Genomic DNA, 20825 nt, shown 5'->3' on the forward strand with positions numbered 1-20825 from the left:
CATCGAACTAGCCAGGGAAGGCAAAAATGGAGGTCAAAAATGGAGGAGAAAAAAAGAAAGCAGATTTTCTGGTTTTGGAGTATAGTGCTCATCGTTTTGGCGGGTGGTGTCGTATGGTTCTATCGTTCAAGTTTGACAGCGGGGTCTATAAAATATGCTGTAGCCGAAACTGGGACGATCACTCATGAACGAAAAGTGATGGCGACATTTGCCAATCTAGAAACATTGGTGCTTGCTCCAATCTCTGGAAAGATCCAATATGTGGGCGAAGATGGGCAACGTTTCAGGCGTGGAGAGGCTGTAGCAACCATCCAAGCGGATGGTGCAGCCCCTGGAACTAAACGTGAGAATGCTCAAAACCAAATGATTCAGGCAGTGACGAGCGGGCTGTTTTTTCGCCAGAACGATGGCTTAGAATTAATTCTAACCAGTGAAAACCTTACTACGATGGATTTAGAAAAGTTATTGGCACAGACTGGCAATGTGAAAAACTCGGCTGCAACGGTTCAAATTGGGGAAGTCGTGGGAAAAATCGTCAATAATCTCATTCCGACTAAGGCCTTTCTTGAACTCCCAAGTGCTGATCAACTCGAGGTGGGAAAGACGTTACGGATAACGACTGGAAATCAAACGGTCAACGCCAAGATTTTACGTAAATCTGATCAACCCAAAGGTGCAATCGTACAGTTTCCTCACTATGTCGATGGTTCAGTGGCTGATAGGCATCATGAAGTGACTTGGATCTATCGTCCAGCTGTCACGGGTGTTCTCGTTCCGAAGAGTGCGCTGTGGACGAAAGGAGAGGAACTTGGAGTCTTTCTGGCGAGTGAGGGTGTTGTGCAATTTAAAAAGATCAAAGTCCTTGACCAGGATGAGAATCAAATCTGTATCGAAAATATCCCGAGTGGTATTCCTGTCGTGATAACCCCACGTGACGGATTAGAAGGATTAGTAGCCAACGTAAAAAATATCTAGGTTTGGGCTTCAAAAGCAGGGAAACGGCCAAAGAACGTAGAATTTACTGCGAAGGGGATTTTCCGATGTTAGTGAGTGATATAGAACAGCGCTTAGTCGAGGTCCGGCAAAGGATTGATGAAGCAGTAGCGCGTGGTACAAGAGATCCCAGGACCATCCGATTATTAGTCGTGTCTAAGACCCAACCAGTTGCTTCTATTGAACAGGCTTATCGGGCTGGACAACGAGCATTTGCAGAGAATCGTGTCCAAGAATGGTTAGAGAAGGCTCCTCTTCTTCCCAATGATTGTGAATGGCATCTGGTGGGAAGGCTACAGACTAACAAGGTTAAATACTTAGATCAAAACGTTACAATGATTCATTCACTGGACAGATTTCCTCTTTTAGAGGCTCTTAACGCACATGGAGAACGGCGTGGTATTACTTGGTCGACCCTTGTTCAAGTCAATATCGCCAAGGACCCTGCCAAGGCCGGCCTCGCGCCTGAGGAAGTTCCGGATTTTCTCAATTCTATTAGGGATTTTCCGTTTGTCCGAGTTCATGGGTTGATGACCATTGGGGCAATGGAGGCTAGCATTGCTGAAACGCAAGAGTTTTTTCGACAGCTTCGGGATCTTCGTGATACTTTACAATCCCGGAAATGGGATGGCGTTGAATTACGCGAGCTTTCAATGGGAATGAGTCAAGATTTTGAATTGGCTATAGAAGAAGGGGCAACCTTTGTTCGTGTAGGACGGCAGATCTTCGGTGAACGTGATAATGTGTTGTGAACGTAAATAGAGAATAGTTATATAGAGAATAGTGAACCTGGAAAGGGAGGATTATTAAGTGGCTAAATTAATTGACAGAGTTATCGGTATTATGGGATTTGCAGATGAGGAACCAGACGAAGATATTCTGGAAGAAAATGATCGAGAAAAGAATCTTCAAGAAGAGGTACGTACCAGCCGTAAAAATGCTCAGGTCGTAAGTATACACACTCAAAAGCAAATGCGTGTGGTGGTTATGGAACCAAATTCCTTTGAAGAAGCTCAAAACATTGCAGATCAATTGAAAAATCGCCGACCGGTTATCGTTAACCTCGAAAACGCAGAAAAAATGCTGGCAAAACGCATTGTCGATTTCATAAGTGGGACAACCTATGCCTTAAATGGCAACATGCAAAAAGTGGGAAACGGGATCTTTTTGTTTGTTCCCAACAATGTTGATATTTCTGGTGAGATGCGCGATGAGCTGAAAGACAAAGGATTGTTTTGGACCAGCTCAAAATAAGGAGGGATTCTCATTTTGTTCATTGTGCAAATTATTAGTCAAGTAATTTCAATCCTTATATATGCAATTTTTGCAAGAGTAATTTCATCCTATCTTGGTCCTAAATGGTCGCCGGCTAATAATAAATTTGTGGGTATAATTTACGACATCACAGACCCAATTATTAAGCCGTTTCAACGTTTTCAGATTGGCAACGCTTCAATGGCAATTGATTTATCCCCAATCTTTGCTATCGTTGCTCTGAATGTAATCCAGTGGCTTTTATATAAAATATTCTAGTTGTGAAACTAACAATAGATCGTAGGGGACTTAGATATTGGGATGACAAAGAAACACGTTTAATAGCAGCCCATATCTTGGATCTAGTAGAAGCAGTTTATAGCGGAGATGCTAAACAAGTTACACCTTTTTTAACTGGAGCCATGCTGGAATGGGCTGAAAGGGTGCTTAGAAAAGAACATCTTTCCTTTATGTCTGAAGGTGGATTTCCAGAAGCAGAACGGGTTCGGATTCTGCTAGGTCCATGGGGAGAAGCTTTGAATTCAAAAGATGCTGACATTGCGCTGCTTTGGGTGCGTTCTCTGGATTCTCGTGCTCAACTGGAACATCGGCAGATCTTGGGTTCTCTGATGGCCTTAGGTTTTAAGAGGGATGTTTTGGGGGATATTCAAGCTGGACTGGGTGGTTTTTATGTTGCTTCAACGACTGAAATCGCTCCGTTTATTATTAATCAATGGACCCAAGCAGGGCGTGAGAAGATTGAAGTTTCGCTCTTTAGTGAGAAACCAATAGTGAATGCTGACCAAGGTGAGGAACGCCGTATTACTGTAAGTTCCTCGCGGCTGGATGCGGTAGTGGCCAATGCTTTTGGGACTTCTAGGACAGCTGCTCAGGAATGGATTACTCAAGGCAAAGTAAGAAGAGATGGGGTTGTGGTCAGCAAAGCCGAGACGGAAGTACAGCCTGATAATCTGATCTCTTGCCGAGGGTATGGGAGAATAAAGCTTTTGGAATGTTCCCAGACCCGCAAAGATAGGACAGCATGGCAAATCGTACTTTTTCGGTCACAACGGCATTAGGAGGGTAAACAATGCAAATAACTCCTCTTGACATTCGAAATAAAACGTTCCGAAAAGGGATGCGGGGTTATCAATGTGAGGAAGTAGAAAAGTATCTCGAAAGTGTTAGCGCAGAGTTCGAATCCGCGTATACCGAAAATTTCGAACTGAAAGAAAAATTAAAAGGGCTGGAAACGGAAGTCGGCCATTATCGTAAAATCGAGAATACCTTGCAACAGACTCTTGTTTTGGCTCAGCAAACAGCCGAAGAAGTGAAGGAAGTTGCGCGTCACGAGGCTGCACTCCTGCTTAGAGAAGCTGAACAGAAGAAGCTGAGCAAAGTGTCAGAAGCCCAAGAAAAGTGGGAAGAAATCCAGGAAGAAATTCAAGGACTTTCGAGAAAACGTGATTTATTACGGACTCAGCTTAAATCTTTTCTGTTGGCCCACCTAGATTTGGAAGCCTTGCAGGAAAGAGATGAGGGTATTGCGTAAAGGTTCTGTTGGCATATGTTGCTAATCTGTCTGTATTCATGGTAAAATAATCTATAGATGATTTGAAGGAGAAGGATTATAAATCGATGTATACATTAATTAGTGAGATATCTCCAGATTTTCTCATTCAAGGGTTTGGACTGCATCTGGATGAGAATGAAATTTATGTCGGGAAATTAGGAGGACAAGAGCTCCAACTTGTACCTTCCGTCGATAATTTAGATTCACAAAAGGATACCAAGATTTTTAGTGTTGGATTTGCAGAAGCAGACCATCATTTTCGCCCAGGAGATGTCTTGATGACTGGGAGTGATGATTTGCTGGATCGGGCGTTTTTAGCGATGGATGAAATTGAGCAACGTGCCGTCGTTGTCAGTTTAACGCCCTCTCAGGATGATAAGCATTTGCACTTTTCCAAAGATCAAATGGATCCCCTTGTTCAAGAATGGAAGAAACGAAAGATTTCATTCCTCTGTTTGTGGATGGTGGATCCGATCGAGTCGGAAGGACGAGCCAAGCTGGTCACTATCTTGCGCAAAGTCATTGCTAAGGACTAATTTAATTTATCAAGGTTAATCTTGAAAAACACAGTGAAAAGGACAGTTTTTGTCAAAGGTTTTCCCAAAGCGAGCGGGAAATGGTGTAAGCCCGTGGAGTCTGACAGAAAAATCACCTTGGAGTGTAGGGCTGAAATCTAAGTAAGTTTCTTACGGTTTGTCACCGTTAAATGACTTCCGAGTGACTTGTTTTGGCGACAAGGGTGGTACTGCGAGCGATCTCGTCCCTTTTTAAGAGGGACGAGATTTTTAACTATTTAAGTCAGAGGTAATTCGTTGAATTGCCCTAGATCGTGCATCGTAATTAAGGAGGAAATTTCAAAATGGACTATCGTACTACTCTCAATTTACCGGAAACGGATTTCCCGATGAGGGGAAATCTTCCTAAAAGGGAACCGGAGATCCTGAAATCATGGGAAGAGGATCAGCTTTATCAAAAGGTGCAGAAGGCACGTGCAGGACGTCCCAAATACATCCTTCATGACGGTCCGCCTTATGCTAATGGGGATATTCATCTTGGACATGCGATCAACAAGGTATTGAAAGATATCGTTGTCAAATATAAGACGATGATGGGTTTTGATGCCCCCTATGTTCCCGGCTGGGATACCCATGGTCTTCCGATCGAACAACAAGTGATCAAGAAACTGGGCGTGAATCGTCACGCTGTCTCTGTGTTAGAATTTCGTAAGAACTGTAAGGACTATGCCGAAAAATATGTAGGGATTCAGCGCGAACAGTTTAAGCGACTGGGAGTACGAGGAGATTGGGAAAATCCTTACCTCACCTTACAAAAGGAGTATGAGGCTGCTCAAATCGGAGTCTTTGGAGACATGACCCATAAAGGGTACATTTACAAAGGTTTAAAGCCAGTTTACTGGTGTCCTTCCTGTGAAACAGCTCTGGCTGAAGCGGAAATCGAGTATGCCGATAAGCCGGCTACTGCTATTTATGTCAAATTTGCTGTACGAGATGGGTTAGGTGTCCTTAATCAGGAAAATTCGTATGTCGTAATTTGGACCACGACCCCTTGGACACTTCCAGCAAATCTGGCGATCAGCGTTCATCCAGAGTTAACCTATGCGGTTGTCTCCGCACAGCAAGAACATTGGATCGTTGCTGAGGGTATGCTGGACTCCTTGCGTTCTCTGTGGAAGATGGAACTTCCAGTCGAGCAGACCCTCTCTGGCAAAGAACTTGAGGGTGTTATTTGCAGAAACCCCTTGATCGATCGTGACTCTGTGTTGATTTGCGGGGAACATGTGACCTTAGAAGCTGGAACAGGATGTGTTCATACTGCGCCAGGTCATGGAGAAGATGACTTTCTGGTGGGTAAGAAATATGGATTACCCGTCTTATGTCCAGTTGACCATCAAGGGAAATTCACTTCGGAAGCCGGGGTCTATGCTGGTCAAAAAACTGGCAAAGCCAATCCAGTCATTGTGGAAGATCTCAAGACTACGGATAACCTCGTCATTGAGGAGACGATCGAACATAGTTACCCTCACTGTTGGCGTTGCAAGAGCCCGATTATTTTCCGAGCGACGGAACAATGGTTTGCATCTATCGATGGATTTAGGCAAGCAACGTTAGATGAGATCGAGAAGGTGCGCTGGATTCCTGCTTGGGGTAAGGATCGAATCTTTAACATGATTGCCGATCGTGGAGATTGGTGTATTTCTCGGCAAAGGACTTGGGGAGTTCCAATTCCCATCTTCTATTGTGAGGATTGTGGAAAGGTGGTCGTCAATAACCAAACGATCTCCTTTCTGCAGAAGATATTCCGTCAAGAAGGGTCAGACGCTTGGTTTGCACATTCTGCTACGGAACTGTTACCGGATGGGTTTACCTGTGATTGTGGTGGAACTAAATTTCGCAAAGAGACCGATATTATGGACGTCTGGTTTGATTCCGGCACGAGTCATGCTGGGGTCTTAAAACAACGGGATCACCTAGCTTGGCCAGCGGATCTTTATTTAGAAGGTTCGGATCAGCATCGGGGCTGGTTCAATTCCTCATTATCTACGGCAGTGGCGGCTTTCGGTCAGGCACCTTACCGCAACGTACTGACACATGGCTTTGTTGTCGATGAGCAAGGGCGTAAGATGTCTAAATCACTGGGCAACGGTGTAGACCCGCTTAAGGTCGTCCAAGAATTAGGTGCTGATATTTTACGGTTATGGGTTAGTTCAGTCGATTATAAGAATGATGTCGCGGCTTCTCCTAGGATTATGAAGCAAATGTCCGAAGCCTATAGGAAGATTCGTAACACCCTTCGTTTCTTATTGAGCAATCTCAATGACTTTGATCCTGCGAAGGATAAAGTTTCCTATCAGGAACTTCAGGAACTTGACCGTTGGGCTCTGCTTAAGCTCTCTAAAGTGGTTGAACGCGTACTTCAGGGTTATGAAACCTATGAATTTCACTGGGTCTACCATACCATTCATAATTTCTGCACGGTTGAATTAAGTGCCATTTACTTGGACATTGTTAAAGATAGACTCTATGTCGAAGGAAAAACATCCCTTCTTCGCCGTTCCGCACAGACAGTACTATTTGAAGTGCTGGATTCTCTGGTTCGTCTCTTAGCGCCGGTTTTGTCGTTTATAACGGAAGAAATCTGGCCATATATTCCTGGAGAAAAGACCTTGGAAAATATCCAAATGGCAGAAATGCCGAAAGTGAATGCTGAGTGGATGAACGTTACTATGGTGGATACTTGGGATCAAATCTTAGCCTTGCGGACCGACGTCTCTAAAGCCTTGGAAATGGCGCGTCAAGAAAAACTGATCAATCACCCATTAACCGCTCAGGTGGACCTTTATCCGACGGAGGAACAGTATGGTTTCCTACAGCAAGTTCCTAATCTTGCGGAAATTTTCATTGTTTCGGGTTTAACGGTGCATAAACCCCAGGAAAATAGACCGGAAAACGTACAACTAGCAGAAGTTCACGAGGGTTTAGGGATTTTGGTGCAACCGGCTAACGGGGAAAAATGTGAGCGTTGCTGGATGTTCCATGAGGAAGTCGGAAAGGATTCTGATCATCCGACCATTTGCCCGCGTTGTAGTACGGTGGTCAAAAGTCTTTAAATTCCTTTCAGTAATAAAATCCCAGTAGACATAATGGGCGAAATAGCATATTATATTGAATAATAAGTTTAATAACCGAATGAGACTAGCGGGAGAGATCTGATAAATCCAGGCGCCGAAGGAGAAATCCCTTAAAAATCGCTTTTTTAAGGAGCAAACTCTCAGGCAAAAGTACTGCTAGTTGACGGGACTCTGGAGAGTTTCTCATAAAGAGAACACCAAAGGGGAAGCTGGAAACGGCGAATCTCTCAGGTTTAAAGGACAGAGGAAGTGCGATACGCACTTCCTCTGTCCTTTTTTATGGAGTTTTTGGTATCATTTTCATGGGTGATATCAGTTACTAAGTGACACAATATGAGAGATAGCAAATGCTAATGAGCTTTCAGAGCGATGATTCCGACGGTCTGTCGGTACCAGAAAGCGTCACAGTTTTTAAAAAATCTAACTGATCAAAGAAGGAGGAGGTGTTCTACATGGTTGAAGTAAAACGTACCCCACTTTATGAGGAACATACGGCAGGGAAGGCCAAACTGATCGACTTTGGCGGATGGGAAATGCCTGTCCAGTATGCAGGTGTGATAGAAGAACACCATGCAGTGCGGACAAAGGCGGGTCTCTTTGATGTCTCACATATGGGAGAGATTGATGTTCGAGGCAAAGAGGCACTGGCATTTGTTCAAATGTTGATTACTAATGACGCCAGTAAGCTTGAAGATGGGAAAATTCTTTATTCCCCAATGTGTTACCAAAACGGCGGCATTGTAGACGATTTGCTCGTTTATCGCTATAATCTGGAGCGCTTTTTTCTAGTCGTCAATGCTTCAAATGCGGATAAGGATTTTGCCTGGATTAGGGAACAAGCCGAAAAATTTGAGGTTGTCGTTGAGAACGTTTCTGAACAATATGCGCAACTCGCCTTGCAAGGACCTTTAGCAGAAACGATTTTGCAACGTATTACCAAGGCTGATTTAGCGCAGATTAGATATTATACCTTCCTTCATGAAGAAGTTGATGGGGCACCCTGTCTTATTTCTCGCACAGGCTATACTGGAGAAGATGGATTTGAAATCTATGTTGCACCAGAATATAGTCGTCAATTATGGCGGAAAATCTTAGAAACTGGCGCTGCTGAAGGGGTACAACCGATTGGATTGGGAGCCCGTGACACACTGCGCTTCGAAGCTCGACTCCCGTTATATGGCAATGAATTAGGAGCTGAGATAACCCCGCTAGAAGCAGGTCTTGGTATTTTCGTCAAACTAGATAAAGCAACGTTTATTGGCCGCGAGGTGCTCCTTGCTCAAAAGGAAAATGGAGTTCCGCGCAAGCTTGTTGGCCTAGAAATGATTGAGCGAGGAATTGCCCGTTCGCATTATCCACTTCAAAAGAATGGTCAAGAAATTGGCTTTGTCACCTCAGGTTCATTTTCTCCAACTCTTAATAAAAATATAGCTTTGGGTCTGGTTCGTACAGATCTGGCCGTTCTAGGTGAAACTTTAGACGTTATGATTCGAGGAAAGGCTGTGCAGGCAAAGATTATTCCTTCCTTGTTTTATAAACGTGGCAAATAATCGATGCACGAAAGCTCCTGAAGTGAGCATAGGGACGAACGGATGTTTATTTAACCTTAGGGTAAGATAACCAAAATTTGAGGAGGATGATCGTATGAATCCAGTTGAATTAAAGTATAACAAAGACCATGAATATGCCAGAGTGGAAGGGAATGTTGTGACCTTTGGAATCACGGACCATGCACAGGAAAGTCTGGGAGATGTCGTGTTTGTTGAGCTTCCAGATGAAGGCTCGACGGTCACTGTAGGAAAGTCCTATGGTACGGTAGAATCGGTCAAAGCAGTTTCCGATATTACTGCCTCAGTAAGCGGGAAAGTCGTTGGAGTCAACACCTTGGTTATGGATACCCCTGAACTGTTAAATAGTGATCCGTATGGTGAGGGTTGGTTGATTAAAGTCGAAGCCGATGATTTATCTGCTCTAGACAGCATGATGTCTGCTGAGGAATACGAGACGTTTTTAGCACAGGAGGAACATTAGAATGAACTTTGTACCGAATACGGACAGTCAAAAGGCGCGCCTCTTAGCCCGTATTGGGGTTAAGTCAGTCGAGGAACTCTTTGAGGATATTCCTAAAGAAGTTCGCTTACAACGCCCTCTGGCTATTCGTGGAGGGATGTCAGAGCAAGATTTAGTCAAACACGTTAAAGGATTGGCTAATCAAAATAAAACTGTGGAAGAGTTCAGTTCTTACTTGGGAGCTGGGGCTTACGAGCATTATATCCCGAGTTTTATTGACCAGTTATTATTGCGTTCTGAATTTTATACAGCCTATACTCCCTATCAGCCCGAGATTAGTCAAGGGACTCTGCAGGCAATTTATGAATATCAGACCTTAGTGTGTGAACTAACGGGAATGGATGTGGCCAACGCCTCTATGTATGATGGGGCGACCGCTTTAGCGGAAGCCGCTATCATGTCCTGTGATGCGACACGAAGGGACAAAGTACTTGTGCTTCAAACCGTGCATCCTGAGTATCGAGAGGTACTCAAAACTTATCTACGCCCACGGGGCGTGGAACTGGTAGAAATCCCTTTTAAGAATGGTGAGACTGACCGAGCAGCTCTGGAGGCTGCCCTTCAAGAAGATATAGCCGGTGTGCTGGTTCAAAATCCAAATTTCTTTGGCGGCATTGAAAAAGCGGAGGAGATCGTACAGCTTGCCCATGCCAAAGGGGCTTTAGTGGCTATGTCAGTCAATCCAGTTTCCTTAGGTCTGCTTAAATCTCCGGGCGAATGTGGGGCGGATATTGTGGTTGGGGAAGGGCAGCCTTTTGGGAACCCTCTCAATTACGGAGGTCCATATCTAGGTTTTTTGGCTTGCCGGGATAAATTTGTACGGCGGATGCCAGGACGAATTGTTGGTATAACAACCGATAAAAACGGCAAAAGAGGATTTGTTCTAACTCTGCAGGCTCGCGAACAGCATATTCGTCGTGAAAAGGCGACTTCTAATATTTGTTCTAATGAGGCCCTTTGCGCCTTAGCTTTTACCATGCATTTAAGTGCCCTCGGTAAGACCGGACTTAAGGAATTAGCCAATTTGAATTTGCAGAATGCCCATTATGCAGCGCAAGAGATTGCTAAAATTCCAGGAATGAAGCTGGCTTTTTCAGGTCCGTTCTTCCATGAATTTGTGATTGAGACGACGGTTGAACCTGCGCGAGTCAATGCTATGCTTTTGAAAGATCAGATTATTGGCGGACTGGAGCTGGCTCGATTCTATCCGGAATTAGATCGTCACCTGCTATTCTGTGTAACTGAAACTAAGAGTAAAGCAGATATTGACCGGCTCGTGGCCAGATTGGGGGAAATCCAATGAAAGAGTTAGAACCATTAATTTTTGACCTCAGTGCTCATGGGCGAAGTGCGGTCAGTTTACCTTCATGTGATGTACCTGAAGTTCCAGTCGAAACCCTGATACCTAACTCTTTATTACGGCAACAGCAGCCGGAACTCCCAGAACTCTCCGAAATAGACGTGGTCCGCCACTTTACTCACCTTTCGACGTTCAATCATGGTGTGGACACCGGGTTTTATCCTTTAGGATCATGCACTATGAAATATAACCCGAAAGTGAACGAAATGTTGGCTCGTCTGCCCGGCTTTACGGCCCTTCACCCTTATCAGCCAGAAGCCATGACGCAAGGGGCTTTACAGCTGATGGCGGAACTTCAAGAAGACCTCGGTGAATTGACAGGAATGGATGAGTTTACTCTCCAGCCTGCTGCTGGGGCCCATGGGGAAATGACCGGGATATTAATCATCAAAGCTTATCATGACCAGCGTGGAGATCAGAAACGCAAAAAAGTGATTGTCCCAGATTCTGCTCATGGAACGAATCCAGCGACAGCAGCCATGGCTGGATATGAGATTATCCAGATCCCTTCCAGCGAACGTGGTGGAGTTGACCTGGAGGCTTTAAAGAAAGTCCTTAATGATGAAGTTGCTGCTCTAATGTTGACAAATCCTAATACATTGGGACTCTTTGATGAAAATATTTTGAAAATTACGCAATTGGTTCATGACGCAGGTGGTTTATTATATTATGATGGAGCTAATACCAACGCGATTATGGGTATTACCCGTCCTGGAGATATGGGTTTTGATGTGATCCATCTCAATCTGCACAAAACCTTCTCTACCCCTCACGGTGGTGGAGGACCAGGTTCTGGTCCAGTAGGGGTTAAGAAGTTTTTGGCGCCGTTTCTGCCCAAGCCAGTGGTGGTTCGCAGAGAGGATGGAACATTTACCCTGGAAAGTAATAGGCCTCTTTCCATCGGACGGGTTCGCTCATTTTACTCGAATTTCTCGATATTGGTTAGGGCGTATGCTTATATACGTAGCCTTGGTGGCAAAGGGTTGCATACAGCCTCAGAAAATGCAGTTTTGAATGCCAACTATCTCATGAGCATTCTAAAAGAGCATTATTACCTGCCTTTTGATAGAGTTTGTCAACATGAATTTATTATTACCCCGAAAAACCTTAAAGCGACTGGGGTGCATACGTTAGATATTGCCAAGCGCTTATTAGATTATGGCTATCATCCTCCGACCATCTATTTCCCGATCATTGTTGAGGAGGCTATGATGATTGAGCCTACGGAGACAGAGAGCATTGAAACACTGGACGAATTTGCCAGCGTACTGATCAAGATCGCAGAGGAAGCCTCTAGCACTCCAGATCTTGTTAAGAATGCACCTTATACGACGTTAGTAACGCGCTTAGATGAAGTAGGTGCGGTGCGGAAGCCAAACTTGCGTTGGCAGAAAAAGTAAAACCTCATAACTAAAAGCCGCTCTAATTTTAGGGCGGCTTTTTCTAAAAGTAGCGAGAAGGAGAAAGAGATGGAAACTATAGAATTAGAGACTCAGGCCTTGGTTCAACGCGCTTGGGAAGTGCGGAAGAAGCATTTTGCCGATGAAATATGGTTTGACTTTCCTTCTCAAACGGAGAGCATCACACTTACCGGTCAGTCCTGTGCTTTGAATTGTGCACACTGTGGGGGGCACTACCTTAAAGGAATGCGGAACGTTGGAGATGTTCAGATCCAGGATGAATCATGCACTTCGAACTACCCTTTTCGAAGTGCCCTTGTTAGTGGAGGGTGTACTGACGAAGGGAAGGTACCCTTTGCTAAACATCTTGAGTTTCTTCATAAGTTGAAACAGGACGTGCGTTTGAATTTTCATGTTGGATTACTGGAAAAAAAGGAAATCGCTTTGCTAAAAGATTTAGCTGACGTTGTCTCGTTTGATTTTGTTGCCGACCGCGCAACGATTCAGGAGGTTTACGGGCTCCAGCAGGGTCCGGAAGATTACCGCCGTGTTTACCTTGAACTTCGAGAAGTCGTCCGTGTAATTCCCCATTTAACGCTTGGCCTGAGAGGGGGAGAGTGGGGGGGAGAGGAAAGGGCTTTAGATACCCTCCAAGAACTAGGTCTCAGTGGATTAGTTTTTAATGTTTTTATTCCAACGCCTGGAACTCGCTATGCCTCACGTCAGCCCCTGTCTGTGGAGGAGGTTATTCGTTTCTTAGCCAAGGCGAGATTGCGTTTTCCAGACTTGCCCTTAGCCTTAGGTTGTATGCGTCCCAAAGGTGGATATCGCCAAAAATTAGATGAAGCAGCAGTTTCTTTAGGGTTAAACCGACTAGTTATGCCGACACCGGCTGCACGTCGTATCGCCAATGAATTGGGGTTACGAGTAATCCGAGGAGAGGAGTGTTGTGCACTATGACAATCCGTTGTTCTATAGGTACGGCAAATGTGTTAGGTCTAAAGAAGGTTAAAGCGGATGCTTTGCCCACAACCGCTTACCTGATGGTTGGTGAACGTTGTCGATTTGACTGCGCTTTTTGTGCTCAGGCCCGTAATAGCAGCGCTCGTGCTGATCTCCTTTCACGAGTTAGTTGGCCAAAATTTGCAGGGCAAGAGGTTGTTAAAGGGTTGGCTTTTCCCGAGGCCCAAACGGTCTTACAGAGGGTTTGTTTTCAAGTGGTTCAAGACAAGGTCGCTTTGGAGGAAACCAAGCAATGGGTGAAAGTGGTAAGAAATCATTCGGACCTACCTATATGTGTGTCGGCTGGACCGCGAACCCTTGAAGAAGTGCAAGAACTATTGGACCTCGGCGTTGATCATATTAGCATTGCCTTAGACGCTGCGACAGCAGAAATATATGCTCAAACTAAAGATGGATCGTGGGTTGAACGCTTTACATTACTCAGTGAAGCAGCAGAAAGGTTCCCCGGGCATCTAGCGACACACTTGATTGTAGGTCTTGGAGAAAATGAAGAAGAGATGGTTCGCTGTCTTCAAACCCTGTACGATCGAGGAATTACTGTTGCGCTCTTTGCTTTCACGCCAGTCAAAGGGACACGATTGGAGGGGATTAAACCACCAGAAATGGCGCATTATCGTCGGATACAGGTTGCCCACGATCTAATTCGGCAGGGTTTGGCCCGGGTAGATCAATTTCATTTTGGAGAAGGTAAGGTCCTTGATTTTAACCTCAGTATTGATGAACTCCAAAAAACGAGGGGTGGAGAGCCCTTTCAAACCTCTGGTTGCAAGGGTTGTAACCGTCCATATTATAATGAAAAGCCTGGCGAAGAACTTTATAATTATCCTCGGGCTTTGATCCGGGATGAAGTTGAAATAGCTTGGGGATATTTGAGAACGAATGTGGATCAGAATGTGGGGAGGAGAAAGGAGTAATTATGGCAACTTGGCGATATTTTCCTTATGCAGTGTACTCTGGTGCTGAGAATATGGCTATTGATGAGGCGCTCTTACTCTCCATGGCCCATTCGGAAGATCCTCAACCTGTGCTCCGCTTTTACGGGTGGAATCCAGCGACACTTTCTTTGGGGTATGCCCAAAGTTACCATAAAGAGGTGAATGAAGAGGCCTGCCAGGTTGAAGGAATCGATATAGTTCGTCGTCCAACAGGTGGCAGAGCAGTCTTGCACGAATATGAACTAACTTATAGCGTTATTGCCCCAGAGGATAACCCTAATGTTGCGGGGACAGTGGTTCAATCCTACCTGAGAATTAGTCAGGCCTTGCTAAAAGGATTTCGAACCTTAGGGGTTGAGGCAGAAATGGTTGCCAGTGAGGTAAAACAACGGGAACGCTCTGCTGTGTGTTTCGAGTCTCCTTCTTGGTATGAATTAGTGGTCGATGGTCGCAAACTTGTCGGCAGTGCTCAGGTGCGGAAAGAGGGGGTGCTTTTGCAGCATGGGTCAATCCTTCTCCATTTTGATGCAGAGCGCCTCTTTCGATTGCTCAAGTTTCCTAGTGAGGGGGTGGGTCAGAGATTACTGACAGGGTTTAAAGCTAAAGCGTGTGCTTTGGATGAAGTATGGACTCAACCCATTGGGCGTGAAGAGTTAGAATATGAAATTTGTTCCGGATTTCGTGATATTATGGGGATCGAACTTTTGAGGAGTCAATTAACAGATCAAGAAAAGATCTTAATGGAAGAAATGCTCCCTAAATATAGTTCAGAGGCTTGGACAAAAAAGCGCTAAAAAGTAGTTCGCGATTTTTCGAACAACTTGCAGGATTTACGACAAAAAAGTTGAATATAGAAAATTGGATGATAGTGACATTAGCAAGTCCAGAATTGTGCTGTAATTCACAATTTTTTGAATGGGGGTGATCGCATGCAGATTGAAGTCTTACCGAGTGCCGGTTCTCCACGGATACCCTATTTGGAGGACAAATTAGTAATCGTGATTGATGTTTTAAGGGCAACAAGCACTATTGTAACTGCTTTAGCTAATGGATGCCAAGCAATTGTACCAGTGCTTACTTCGGAAGAGGCTTTGGAAAAACGCTTAACACTCCCCGGATCATTATTGGGAGGGGAACGTGATTCGCTGATTATTGAAGGGTTTGATCTAGGTAATTCACCCTTTGACTATGTTCCGGAAAAAGTGGGGGGCAGAAGAGTCATAATGACAACCACGAACGGTACTCGTGCAATACGAGATTCAATCGCTGCGCCCATGATCTGGATGGCTTCTTTTGTAAATATGCAGAGTATAGTTTTGGCGATTTTACGGGAATTTGAAAGAAATGATAAACTTCAAGGGATTGTTGTGATTTGTGCAGGTACGGAAGAACGGTTTGATCTTCCGGACATACTTTGTGCGGGAATGTTCATTGATGCCTTGGGATCAAATGTAATTCTCAATGATTTGGGTGAAGCGGCGCGTATGTTATATCAATGTTCAGAGGATCATCTTACTGACAAGATCCGTAGCTCGGTGCACGGAAAAAAGCTCATTTCCTTAGGTTTTGAACGAGATTTAGTTTATTGTTCTACACCTAATATTTTGCCGATTGTGCCAGTGTTTCAAGATGGTGAAATAGTGTGGTTAACGTAGTTTCTATATCCCGTAAGTAATTTGCGGGATTTTTATTTTCGTAAATTTTTCGAACCACAGTCATATCATGAGTGTATAATAAAATTCAAGATAAGGATGTTAAGACTTTGAAATAAACATAGAACTAAGTGTGTATACCCTGCAGAATATTTAAAATATTGGTTTATTCGACAAAATTTTGATACAGTTATGTCGTTTTTGTTTAAAATAGAGTATAATAGCTGAAATAGAATGGTTTAAGCTTGAACAATATTTTAGGCACAGTTTGAAAGGGTATACTATTTTATAGGGAGGTTGTATGAACTCTATGGGAATTTTTAAAGCACCTGTAGGCATTTCTAATCGACATATACATTTGTCCGAAGAACATATTGAAGCTCTTTTTGGAGCGGGGTATACTTTGACTAAAACAAAAGACCTAAGCCAACCTGGTCAGTTTGCCTGCGAAGAGACGATAACTCTGATCGGACCAAAAGGGTCGATCACCGGAGTCCGTGTTTTGGGACCTGCAAGGAAAGTATCTCAAGTAGAGCTCACTGAGACAGATAGGTTTAAAATAGGGGTTAAACCTCCAGTCCGGGATTCAGGAAAACTTGAAGGAACCCCAGGTATTGAAGTCGAAGGCCCAAAGGGCCGTATTCACTTGGATCAAGGTGTGATTATTGCTGCTCGTCATATCCACATGACTCCTGAAGATGCCACAAAGTATTCAGTAAAAGATGGGGATCATGTAAGTGTCGCCATTCCTGGTCCAAGAGGCGGAATTTTAGAACGGGTACTTGTCCGAGTTAGCCCTGACTACGCTTTGGATTTACATTTGGATACGGATGAAGGCAATGCCTTTGGCTTGGTCAATGGCCAGGAACTGGAAATTTATTCGAAGTAGGGGTAGCATTTAGTGGTTGAATAGATTAGAATTTAATGTAGGAGTTTTTTTGAGAGTACCAAAAACCAGAACTAGTTTCTGGTTTTTTTGTTTAAGCTAATGTTTGAGTTCAGTAGTAATTTTGCTAGACGTGGGAAGACTAACTATAGGCTTTAGTGAGGTGGTAGTGTGGGCGATTCGGACAATGAAACAAAATCGAGCGTGTTGCTCGCTGCTAAGAAAGAAGTAATCGATCCTGTTACTGAACAAGAGTTAGCTGGTTTAAGAAAGCAAGTTATCTTGTTGGCAGAGACTCTAGAAAAGATGAGACTGGCCGAATATATTGCTTATCTAAATCGTCCAGGGCGTCTTCTATGGTTTAATTTCTTGATCGGTCTTATACGTGGACTGGGTACAGCTTTGGGAGCGGGAGTCCTAGCCGGATTTGCTTACTTCTTGTTAAAACGCATCGTTGTCCTTAATTTGCCGGTCATTGGAGGGTTTATTGCAGAATTAAGTAAATATGTAAATCAGCCATAGAAACGATAGGGGGCTAGAATTTGAAGAAGGATAATACATATTATAGTAAATTGATTGAAACACTCCGCAAAGAGAAAAAGGAATCAATGGAGACCGCAGCAGAACTTTTAACCGTAGACATGAGAGAGTCTTTGGGGGAATTGTCGCTAATAGATAATCACCCTGCTGATGTTGGTACAGAAGTTTATGAACGATCTCGGGATGTCGCTCAACATGATCGACTTCTCCACAAAATTGAAGCGATTGATGCTGCTTTGGAGCGATTTGAAAAAGGAGAGTATGGAAAGTGTGAACATTGCAGTCACGAAATCCCTTTTGAACGACTGGAGGCCCTACCTTATACTACGGTATGTGCAGAATGTAGTCGTGAGGAAGAGAAGGAAGAGCAACATTCCTTACATCGTGACCCTGTCGAGAATGAGATTTTGAATCGACCCTTTTCTAGAACCTTTAACGATGGCACAGATCGCGTAGAGTTTGATGGTGAGGACTCCTGGCAGGCTGTGGCTCGCTACGGTACTGCAGATTCCCTTCAAGATTTAGGTACAAATCGGGATGTCTCAGACCCTAATGACCTCTATGAAGATTCGGATGAGGTGATAGGGGCGGTCCAATCTATAGAAACAATCGAAACCCAGAGGGAACCGGACAATATGATCCACTATAGCAAGGAGCATGGCAGGACGTAAATAAAACAATAAAAGTACATTGCGTCAAAAACACAACAGTCATAACAGACTCCAACGCCCTTCTAACTATCCGTTCTACCCCTGTCGACCCAAGCCCAGAGGAAGTTTCTTAGCTTAGAGAGCATGTGAGAGGAATTGCGTCAATGAGCGCAGAGGAGATGGCGTTAAGAAACTCAACGGTTCACATGCAGAAAGCCCAGAGGTTTTGAGTTTTAGCCATATCTTCAAGCGAATAGCAATGGAACGAGTGCGAACGGGCTAAGACACTTCCTCCCTACAATAGTTTGCCCCGACTCTAGCCCTGTGTTAAGATGAGGGAAAGATTTAGTAGGGGGTAGTCGGTTGTTGGTTTGGCTTGCAATGATCGGGGTATGGGGTATTGATCGTTTAGTTAAAGTTCTGGTTCAAACAAACTTTATTCCTGGCGAGACGCTGATCGTTATCCCGAAAGTATTTCATTTGACATATGTCCTCAATCCAGGCGCGGCGTTTGGCCTGATGGCCGGCCAAACTTGGATTTTTGTTGTTACCGCGTTTTTAGTGGTGGGCGGAGTGATATATGGACAGTATCGAATTTCTCGTGACGAAACGATCACACGCTTGGCTTTAGGAATGATCGGAGGCGGAGCACTGGGGAACCTATACGACAGACTTATTATTGGACGTGTGGTGGATTATCTTGATTTTCAGATTTGGCCCTATGTCTTTAATTTTGCAGATAGCATGATTGTAGTAGGGGCGGGGTTACTGATGCTGGCTGTATATCAAGAAGAAAAATCCAAAGATGAACCTAAAGGTGAGTCAAAAGGCGAATTCAAAGATCAACCTAATGGTTAGTCTATAACTGAGAAATAAGAATGAAGTATTGGCGGTTTTGAGATGGAAAAAGTTTCGAGTGAAGTCATGTTAGAGGATTTCGAATTAGACGATCAGGCGTTAAACGAAGAAAATTTAGTGTTTGATTCTAATCATTTTACTGAAATAGAAACCTATAGTCTTCCTGAAGGAATTCGCTTAGATGTCGGAATGACGGATGCTTTGGGTAAAAGCAGATCTTTCGTTCAAGGAATCATTGCTCAAGAGTGCGTCAGAGTAAATGGCTTGCCCAAAAAAGCGAATTATAAGGTGCGTCTGGGGGATCTGATTGAAGTAACTATCCCTACACTAAGGGAATCTACAGCCGAACCGGAAAATATTCCACTGGAGATTCTATATGAGGATGAGGATATTCTAGTCGTTAATAAGCCTCAAGGGATGGTAGTTCATCCTGCTCCAGGGGCCTGGACAGGTACAATGGTGAATGCTTTGTTATATCACTGTCACAATCTTTCTGGAATTAATGGGGTATTAAGGCCAGGGATTGTTCATCGCATTGATAAAGATACTTCCGGAATTTTAGTGGTGGCTAAGAATGATATTGCCCATGTAGGACTTGCCGCTCAACTGAAAGCGCACACGATGGAGAGAAAATATTTAGCGTTAGTTCATGGGGTGGTGTCAGAACCTTCTGGCACAGTCGATGCGCCAATTGGTCGTGACCCATCGAACCGCAAGCGAATGGCTGTAGTGATGCAGCATTCGAAACCGGCAGTGACACACTATACCGTATTAGATCGTTTTAGCGAAGTCTCATTCCTTGAAGTACGTTTAGAGACTGGTCGAACTCATCAAATTCGTGTTCATATGCTCTATGTTAAGCATCCGGTTCTTGGTGATCCGGTGTATGGATCAAAGCGAAATCCTTATGGCCTTCAAGGACAAATGCTACATGCCACGCATTTGGGATTTGAACATCCGCGTAGTGGGACGTGGATGAAGTTCGATGCTCCTTTGCCTAAAGTGTTTGCAGCACTTGTTAAAAAATTGCGCACACATTGACTTTTGGACGATCTTTTAGTACACTAAGTGACAAGTGATATGGCCTTTAATGAAGTCCTGAGAGGCTTGGGAAGGCAGACGGAAGTGTCGGAGGACTGTCTGCTTTTCAGACGGTTTTTTTTATACTTATTTATACAAATTTCCGAGCTAAGGATAAGCACTTGAGCGAAAGGAGTTAGTGAGCTGTGGAAGTAGGCACAATTAAAAGTAAAATCTTAGATGCTGATGGGATTCGTCGAGCGGTAACTCGCATCGCACACGAAATTGTTGAAAAAAATAAAGGAACTGAAAAACTAATCTTAGTAGGGATTCGTCGCCGAGGAGTGCCTTTAGCTGAACGGATTCAACAATACATTGAGGAGTTCGAGGGAGTAAAGGTTCCACTCGGGATTTTAGATATTACATTGTATAGAGATGACCTGAGTACCATAGATGTTCATCCAGTCGTTCATGAAACAGATGTCCCGGTGAGCATTGAAGGAAAAAGTGTTATTTTGATTGATGATGTGCTCTACACTGGTCGAACGGCTCGAGCTGCTTTAGATGCGACAATGGATTTGGGAAGGCCAGAACGAATCCAGCTGGCGGTACTGGTGGATCGTGGACATCGAGAGTTGCCTATTCGGGCAGATTATGTTGGCAAGAATTTACCCACCTCCCGGCGTGAAATCGTAGCGGTACGTTTGCAGGAAGTGGATGGGGACGAAGACGTTCTTTTGTTGGAGCGAGATGATATATAAAAGTTATTGAGACTTTACCCTTTAAATGTTATCCAGAGAGATAACCAAGGGGCGAGTGGAACTAGGCTGTGCCTATTTTAATCCTCTCCCTTTGGGAAGAGGATTTTATTATTGTTCGGGGATAAAAAGACGATTTTTGGCGGTTACTAGGACAAGTATCTTCAAAGAATACTACTAGGAACTACACTCTACTAAAATGGA

General features: G+C 44.1%; 22 protein-coding genes, 1 riboswitch and 1 other annotated feature. All 22 genes read left to right on the top strand.

Annotated features, from left to right (window positions below; translation table 11 throughout):
- The first annotated feature begins 39 nt into the window (after positions 1–39).
- Entirely contained in the window at positions 40–975 is a 936-nt protein-coding gene (locus JL57_RS30065) for an HlyD family efflux transporter periplasmic adaptor subunit (protein WP_034145557.1), read from the top strand.
- A gap of 65 nt (positions 976–1040) precedes the next feature.
- Complete coding sequence (locus JL57_RS30070; RefSeq protein WP_045690895.1) at positions 1041–1745, top strand: YggS family pyridoxal phosphate-dependent enzyme; 705 nt, start codon at positions 1041–1043, stop codon at positions 1743–1745.
- A gap of 58 nt (positions 1746–1803) precedes the next feature.
- A complete protein-coding gene (locus JL57_RS30075) occupies positions 1804–2247 on the top strand; it encodes a cell division protein SepF (RefSeq protein ID WP_034145558.1) in 444 nt (147 codons plus the stop codon).
- A gap of 24 nt (positions 2248–2271) precedes the next feature.
- Positions 2272–2526: a YggT family protein gene (locus JL57_RS30080; RefSeq protein ID WP_291300774.1), complete on the top strand. Its 255-nt coding sequence runs from the start codon at positions 2272–2274 to the stop codon at positions 2524–2526.
- Between the two features lie 77 nt (positions 2527–2603).
- Positions 2604–3326: an RNA-binding protein gene (locus tag JL57_RS30085; RefSeq protein WP_291300773.1), complete on the top strand. Its 723-nt coding sequence runs from the start codon at positions 2604–2606 to the stop codon at positions 3324–3326.
- An 11-nt stretch (positions 3327–3337) separates the two neighbouring features.
- Positions 3338–3799, top strand: a complete 462-nt coding sequence (locus JL57_RS30090) for a DivIVA domain-containing protein (protein ID WP_034145561.1) — start codon at positions 3338–3340, stop codon at positions 3797–3799.
- An 86-nt stretch (positions 3800–3885) separates the two neighbouring features.
- Positions 3886–4356 carry a hypothetical protein gene (locus JL57_RS30095; RefSeq protein ID WP_034145562.1) on the top strand — a complete coding sequence of 157 codons (471 nt, stop codon included), beginning with the start codon at positions 3886–3888 and terminating at the stop codon, positions 4354–4356.
- A gap of 24 nt (positions 4357–4380) precedes the next feature.
- Positions 4381–4588, top strand: a binding site (T-box leader).
- 91 nt (positions 4589–4679) lie between these two features.
- Positions 4680–7448, top strand: coding sequence for an isoleucine--tRNA ligase (ileS, locus tag JL57_RS30100; protein WP_034145563.1), 2769 nt, complete (start codon positions 4680–4682; stop codon positions 7446–7448).
- Between the two features lie 79 nt (positions 7449–7527).
- A riboswitch (glycine riboswitch) is annotated at positions 7528–7635 on the top strand.
- A 286-nt stretch (positions 7636–7921) separates the two neighbouring features.
- Positions 7922–9019 (top strand): glycine cleavage system aminomethyltransferase GcvT, encoded by a 1098-nt coding sequence (gene gcvT / locus JL57_RS30105; protein ID WP_034145564.1) that lies wholly within the window; start codon positions 7922–7924, stop codon positions 9017–9019.
- A gap of 94 nt (positions 9020–9113) precedes the next feature.
- Positions 9114–9500 (top strand): glycine cleavage system protein GcvH, encoded by a 387-nt coding sequence (gene gcvH / locus JL57_RS30110; RefSeq protein ID WP_034145565.1) that lies wholly within the window; start codon positions 9114–9116, stop codon positions 9498–9500.
- Between the two features lies 1 nt (position 9501).
- Positions 9502–10842, top strand: coding sequence for an aminomethyl-transferring glycine dehydrogenase subunit GcvPA (gcvPA, locus tag JL57_RS30115; protein WP_034145566.1), 1341 nt, complete (start codon positions 9502–9504; stop codon positions 10840–10842).
- Positions 10839–12299, top strand: a complete 1461-nt coding sequence (gene gcvPB, locus JL57_RS30120; protein ID WP_034145567.1) for an aminomethyl-transferring glycine dehydrogenase subunit GcvPB — start codon at positions 10839–10841, stop codon at positions 12297–12299. The genes gcvPA and gcvPB overlap by 4 nt, the downstream gene beginning before the upstream one ends.
- A 69-nt stretch (positions 12300–12368) precedes the next feature.
- Complete coding sequence (locus JL57_RS30125) at positions 12369–13259, top strand: radical SAM protein (protein ID WP_034145568.1); 891 nt, start codon at positions 12369–12371, stop codon at positions 13257–13259.
- Positions 13256–14236: a radical SAM protein gene (locus tag JL57_RS30130; RefSeq protein ID WP_034145569.1), complete on the top strand. Its 981-nt coding sequence runs from the start codon at positions 13256–13258 to the stop codon at positions 14234–14236. Before JL57_RS30125 ends, JL57_RS30130 begins: the two co-directional genes overlap by 4 nt.
- A gap of 2 nt (positions 14237–14238) precedes the next feature.
- On the top strand, positions 14239–15051 hold the full coding sequence (locus JL57_RS30135; protein ID WP_034145570.1) for a biotin/lipoate A/B protein ligase family protein: 813 nt from the start codon (positions 14239–14241) through the stop codon (positions 15049–15051).
- A 135-nt stretch (positions 15052–15186) separates the two neighbouring features.
- Positions 15187–15912 carry a 2-phosphosulfolactate phosphatase gene (locus JL57_RS30140; RefSeq protein ID WP_034145571.1) on the top strand — a complete coding sequence of 242 codons (726 nt, stop codon included), beginning with the start codon at positions 15187–15189 and terminating at the stop codon, positions 15910–15912.
- A gap of 307 nt (positions 15913–16219) precedes the next feature.
- A complete protein-coding gene (locus JL57_RS30145) occupies positions 16220–16798 on the top strand; it encodes a phosphate propanoyltransferase (protein ID WP_034145572.1) in 579 nt (192 codons plus the stop codon).
- A gap of 228 nt (positions 16799–17026) precedes the next feature.
- The gene (locus JL57_RS30150; RefSeq protein ID WP_034145584.1) at positions 17027–17317 is read left to right on the top strand and encodes a DUF5665 domain-containing protein; all 291 of its coding nucleotides are present in this window, start codon (positions 17027–17029) and stop codon (positions 17315–17317) included.
- Positions 17318–17337: 20 nt separating this feature from the next.
- Positions 17338–18006, top strand: a complete 669-nt coding sequence (locus JL57_RS30155) for a TraR/DksA C4-type zinc finger protein (protein ID WP_034145573.1) — start codon at positions 17338–17340, stop codon at positions 18004–18006.
- 342 nt (positions 18007–18348) lie between these two features.
- The gene (gene lspA, locus JL57_RS30160) at positions 18349–18843 is read left to right on the top strand and encodes a signal peptidase II (RefSeq protein WP_034145574.1); all 495 of its coding nucleotides are present in this window, start codon (positions 18349–18351) and stop codon (positions 18841–18843) included.
- Positions 18844–18885: 42 nt separating this feature from the next.
- A complete protein-coding gene (locus JL57_RS30165; protein WP_034145575.1) occupies positions 18886–19884 on the top strand; it encodes an RluA family pseudouridine synthase in 999 nt (332 codons plus the stop codon).
- Positions 19885–20069: 185 nt separating this feature from the next.
- A complete protein-coding gene (pyrR, locus tag JL57_RS30170) occupies positions 20070–20624 on the top strand; it encodes a bifunctional pyr operon transcriptional regulator/uracil phosphoribosyltransferase PyrR (RefSeq protein WP_291299801.1) in 555 nt (184 codons plus the stop codon).
- Positions 20625–20825 lie beyond the last annotated feature (201 nt).

The organism is Desulfosporosinus sp. BICA1-9, from assembly GCF_000802135.1.

Bases quoted from the DNA above. Each gene is read 5' to 3' on its own strand.
- JL57_RS30135 (WP_034145570.1), top strand. From the start codon at position 14,239: ATGGCAACTTGGCGATATTTTCCTTATGCAGTGTACTCTGGTGCTGAG.
- JL57_RS30145 (WP_034145572.1), top strand. From the start codon at position 16,220: ATGGGAATTTTTAAAGCACCTGTAGGCATTTCTAATCGACATATACAT.
- JL57_RS30165 (WP_034145575.1), top strand. From the start codon at position 18,886: ATGGAAAAAGTTTCGAGTGAAGTCATGTTAGAGGATTTCGAATTAGAC.
- gcvT (WP_034145564.1), top strand. From the start codon at position 7,922: ATGGTTGAAGTAAAACGTACCCCACTTTATGAGGAACATACGGCAGGG.
- JL57_RS30140 (WP_034145571.1), top strand. From the start codon at position 15,187: ATGCAGATTGAAGTCTTACCGAGTGCCGGTTCTCCACGGATACCCTAT.
- JL57_RS30125 (WP_034145568.1), top strand. From the start codon at position 12,369: ATGGAAACTATAGAATTAGAGACTCAGGCCTTGGTTCAACGCGCTTGG.
- gcvPB (WP_034145567.1), top strand. From the start codon at position 10,839: ATGAAAGAGTTAGAACCATTAATTTTTGACCTCAGTGCTCATGGGCGA.
- JL57_RS30090 (WP_034145561.1), top strand. From the start codon at position 3,338: ATGCAAATAACTCCTCTTGACATTCGAAATAAAACGTTCCGAAAAGGG.
- ileS (WP_034145563.1), top strand. From the start codon at position 4,680: ATGGACTATCGTACTACTCTCAATTTACCGGAAACGGATTTCCCGATG.
- JL57_RS30130 (WP_034145569.1), top strand. From the start codon at position 13,256: ATGACAATCCGTTGTTCTATAGGTACGGCAAATGTGTTAGGTCTAAAG.
- gcvPA (WP_034145566.1), top strand. From the start codon at position 9,502: ATGAACTTTGTACCGAATACGGACAGTCAAAAGGCGCGCCTCTTAGCC.
- JL57_RS30065 (WP_034145557.1), top strand. From the start codon at position 40: ATGGAGGAGAAAAAAAGAAAGCAGATTTTCTGGTTTTGGAGTATAGTG.
- gcvH (WP_034145565.1), top strand. From the start codon at position 9,114: ATGAATCCAGTTGAATTAAAGTATAACAAAGACCATGAATATGCCAGA.
- JL57_RS30095 (WP_034145562.1), top strand. From the start codon at position 3,886: ATGTATACATTAATTAGTGAGATATCTCCAGATTTTCTCATTCAAGGG.
- JL57_RS30070 (WP_045690895.1), top strand. From the start codon at position 1,041: ATGTTAGTGAGTGATATAGAACAGCGCTTAGTCGAGGTCCGGCAAAGG.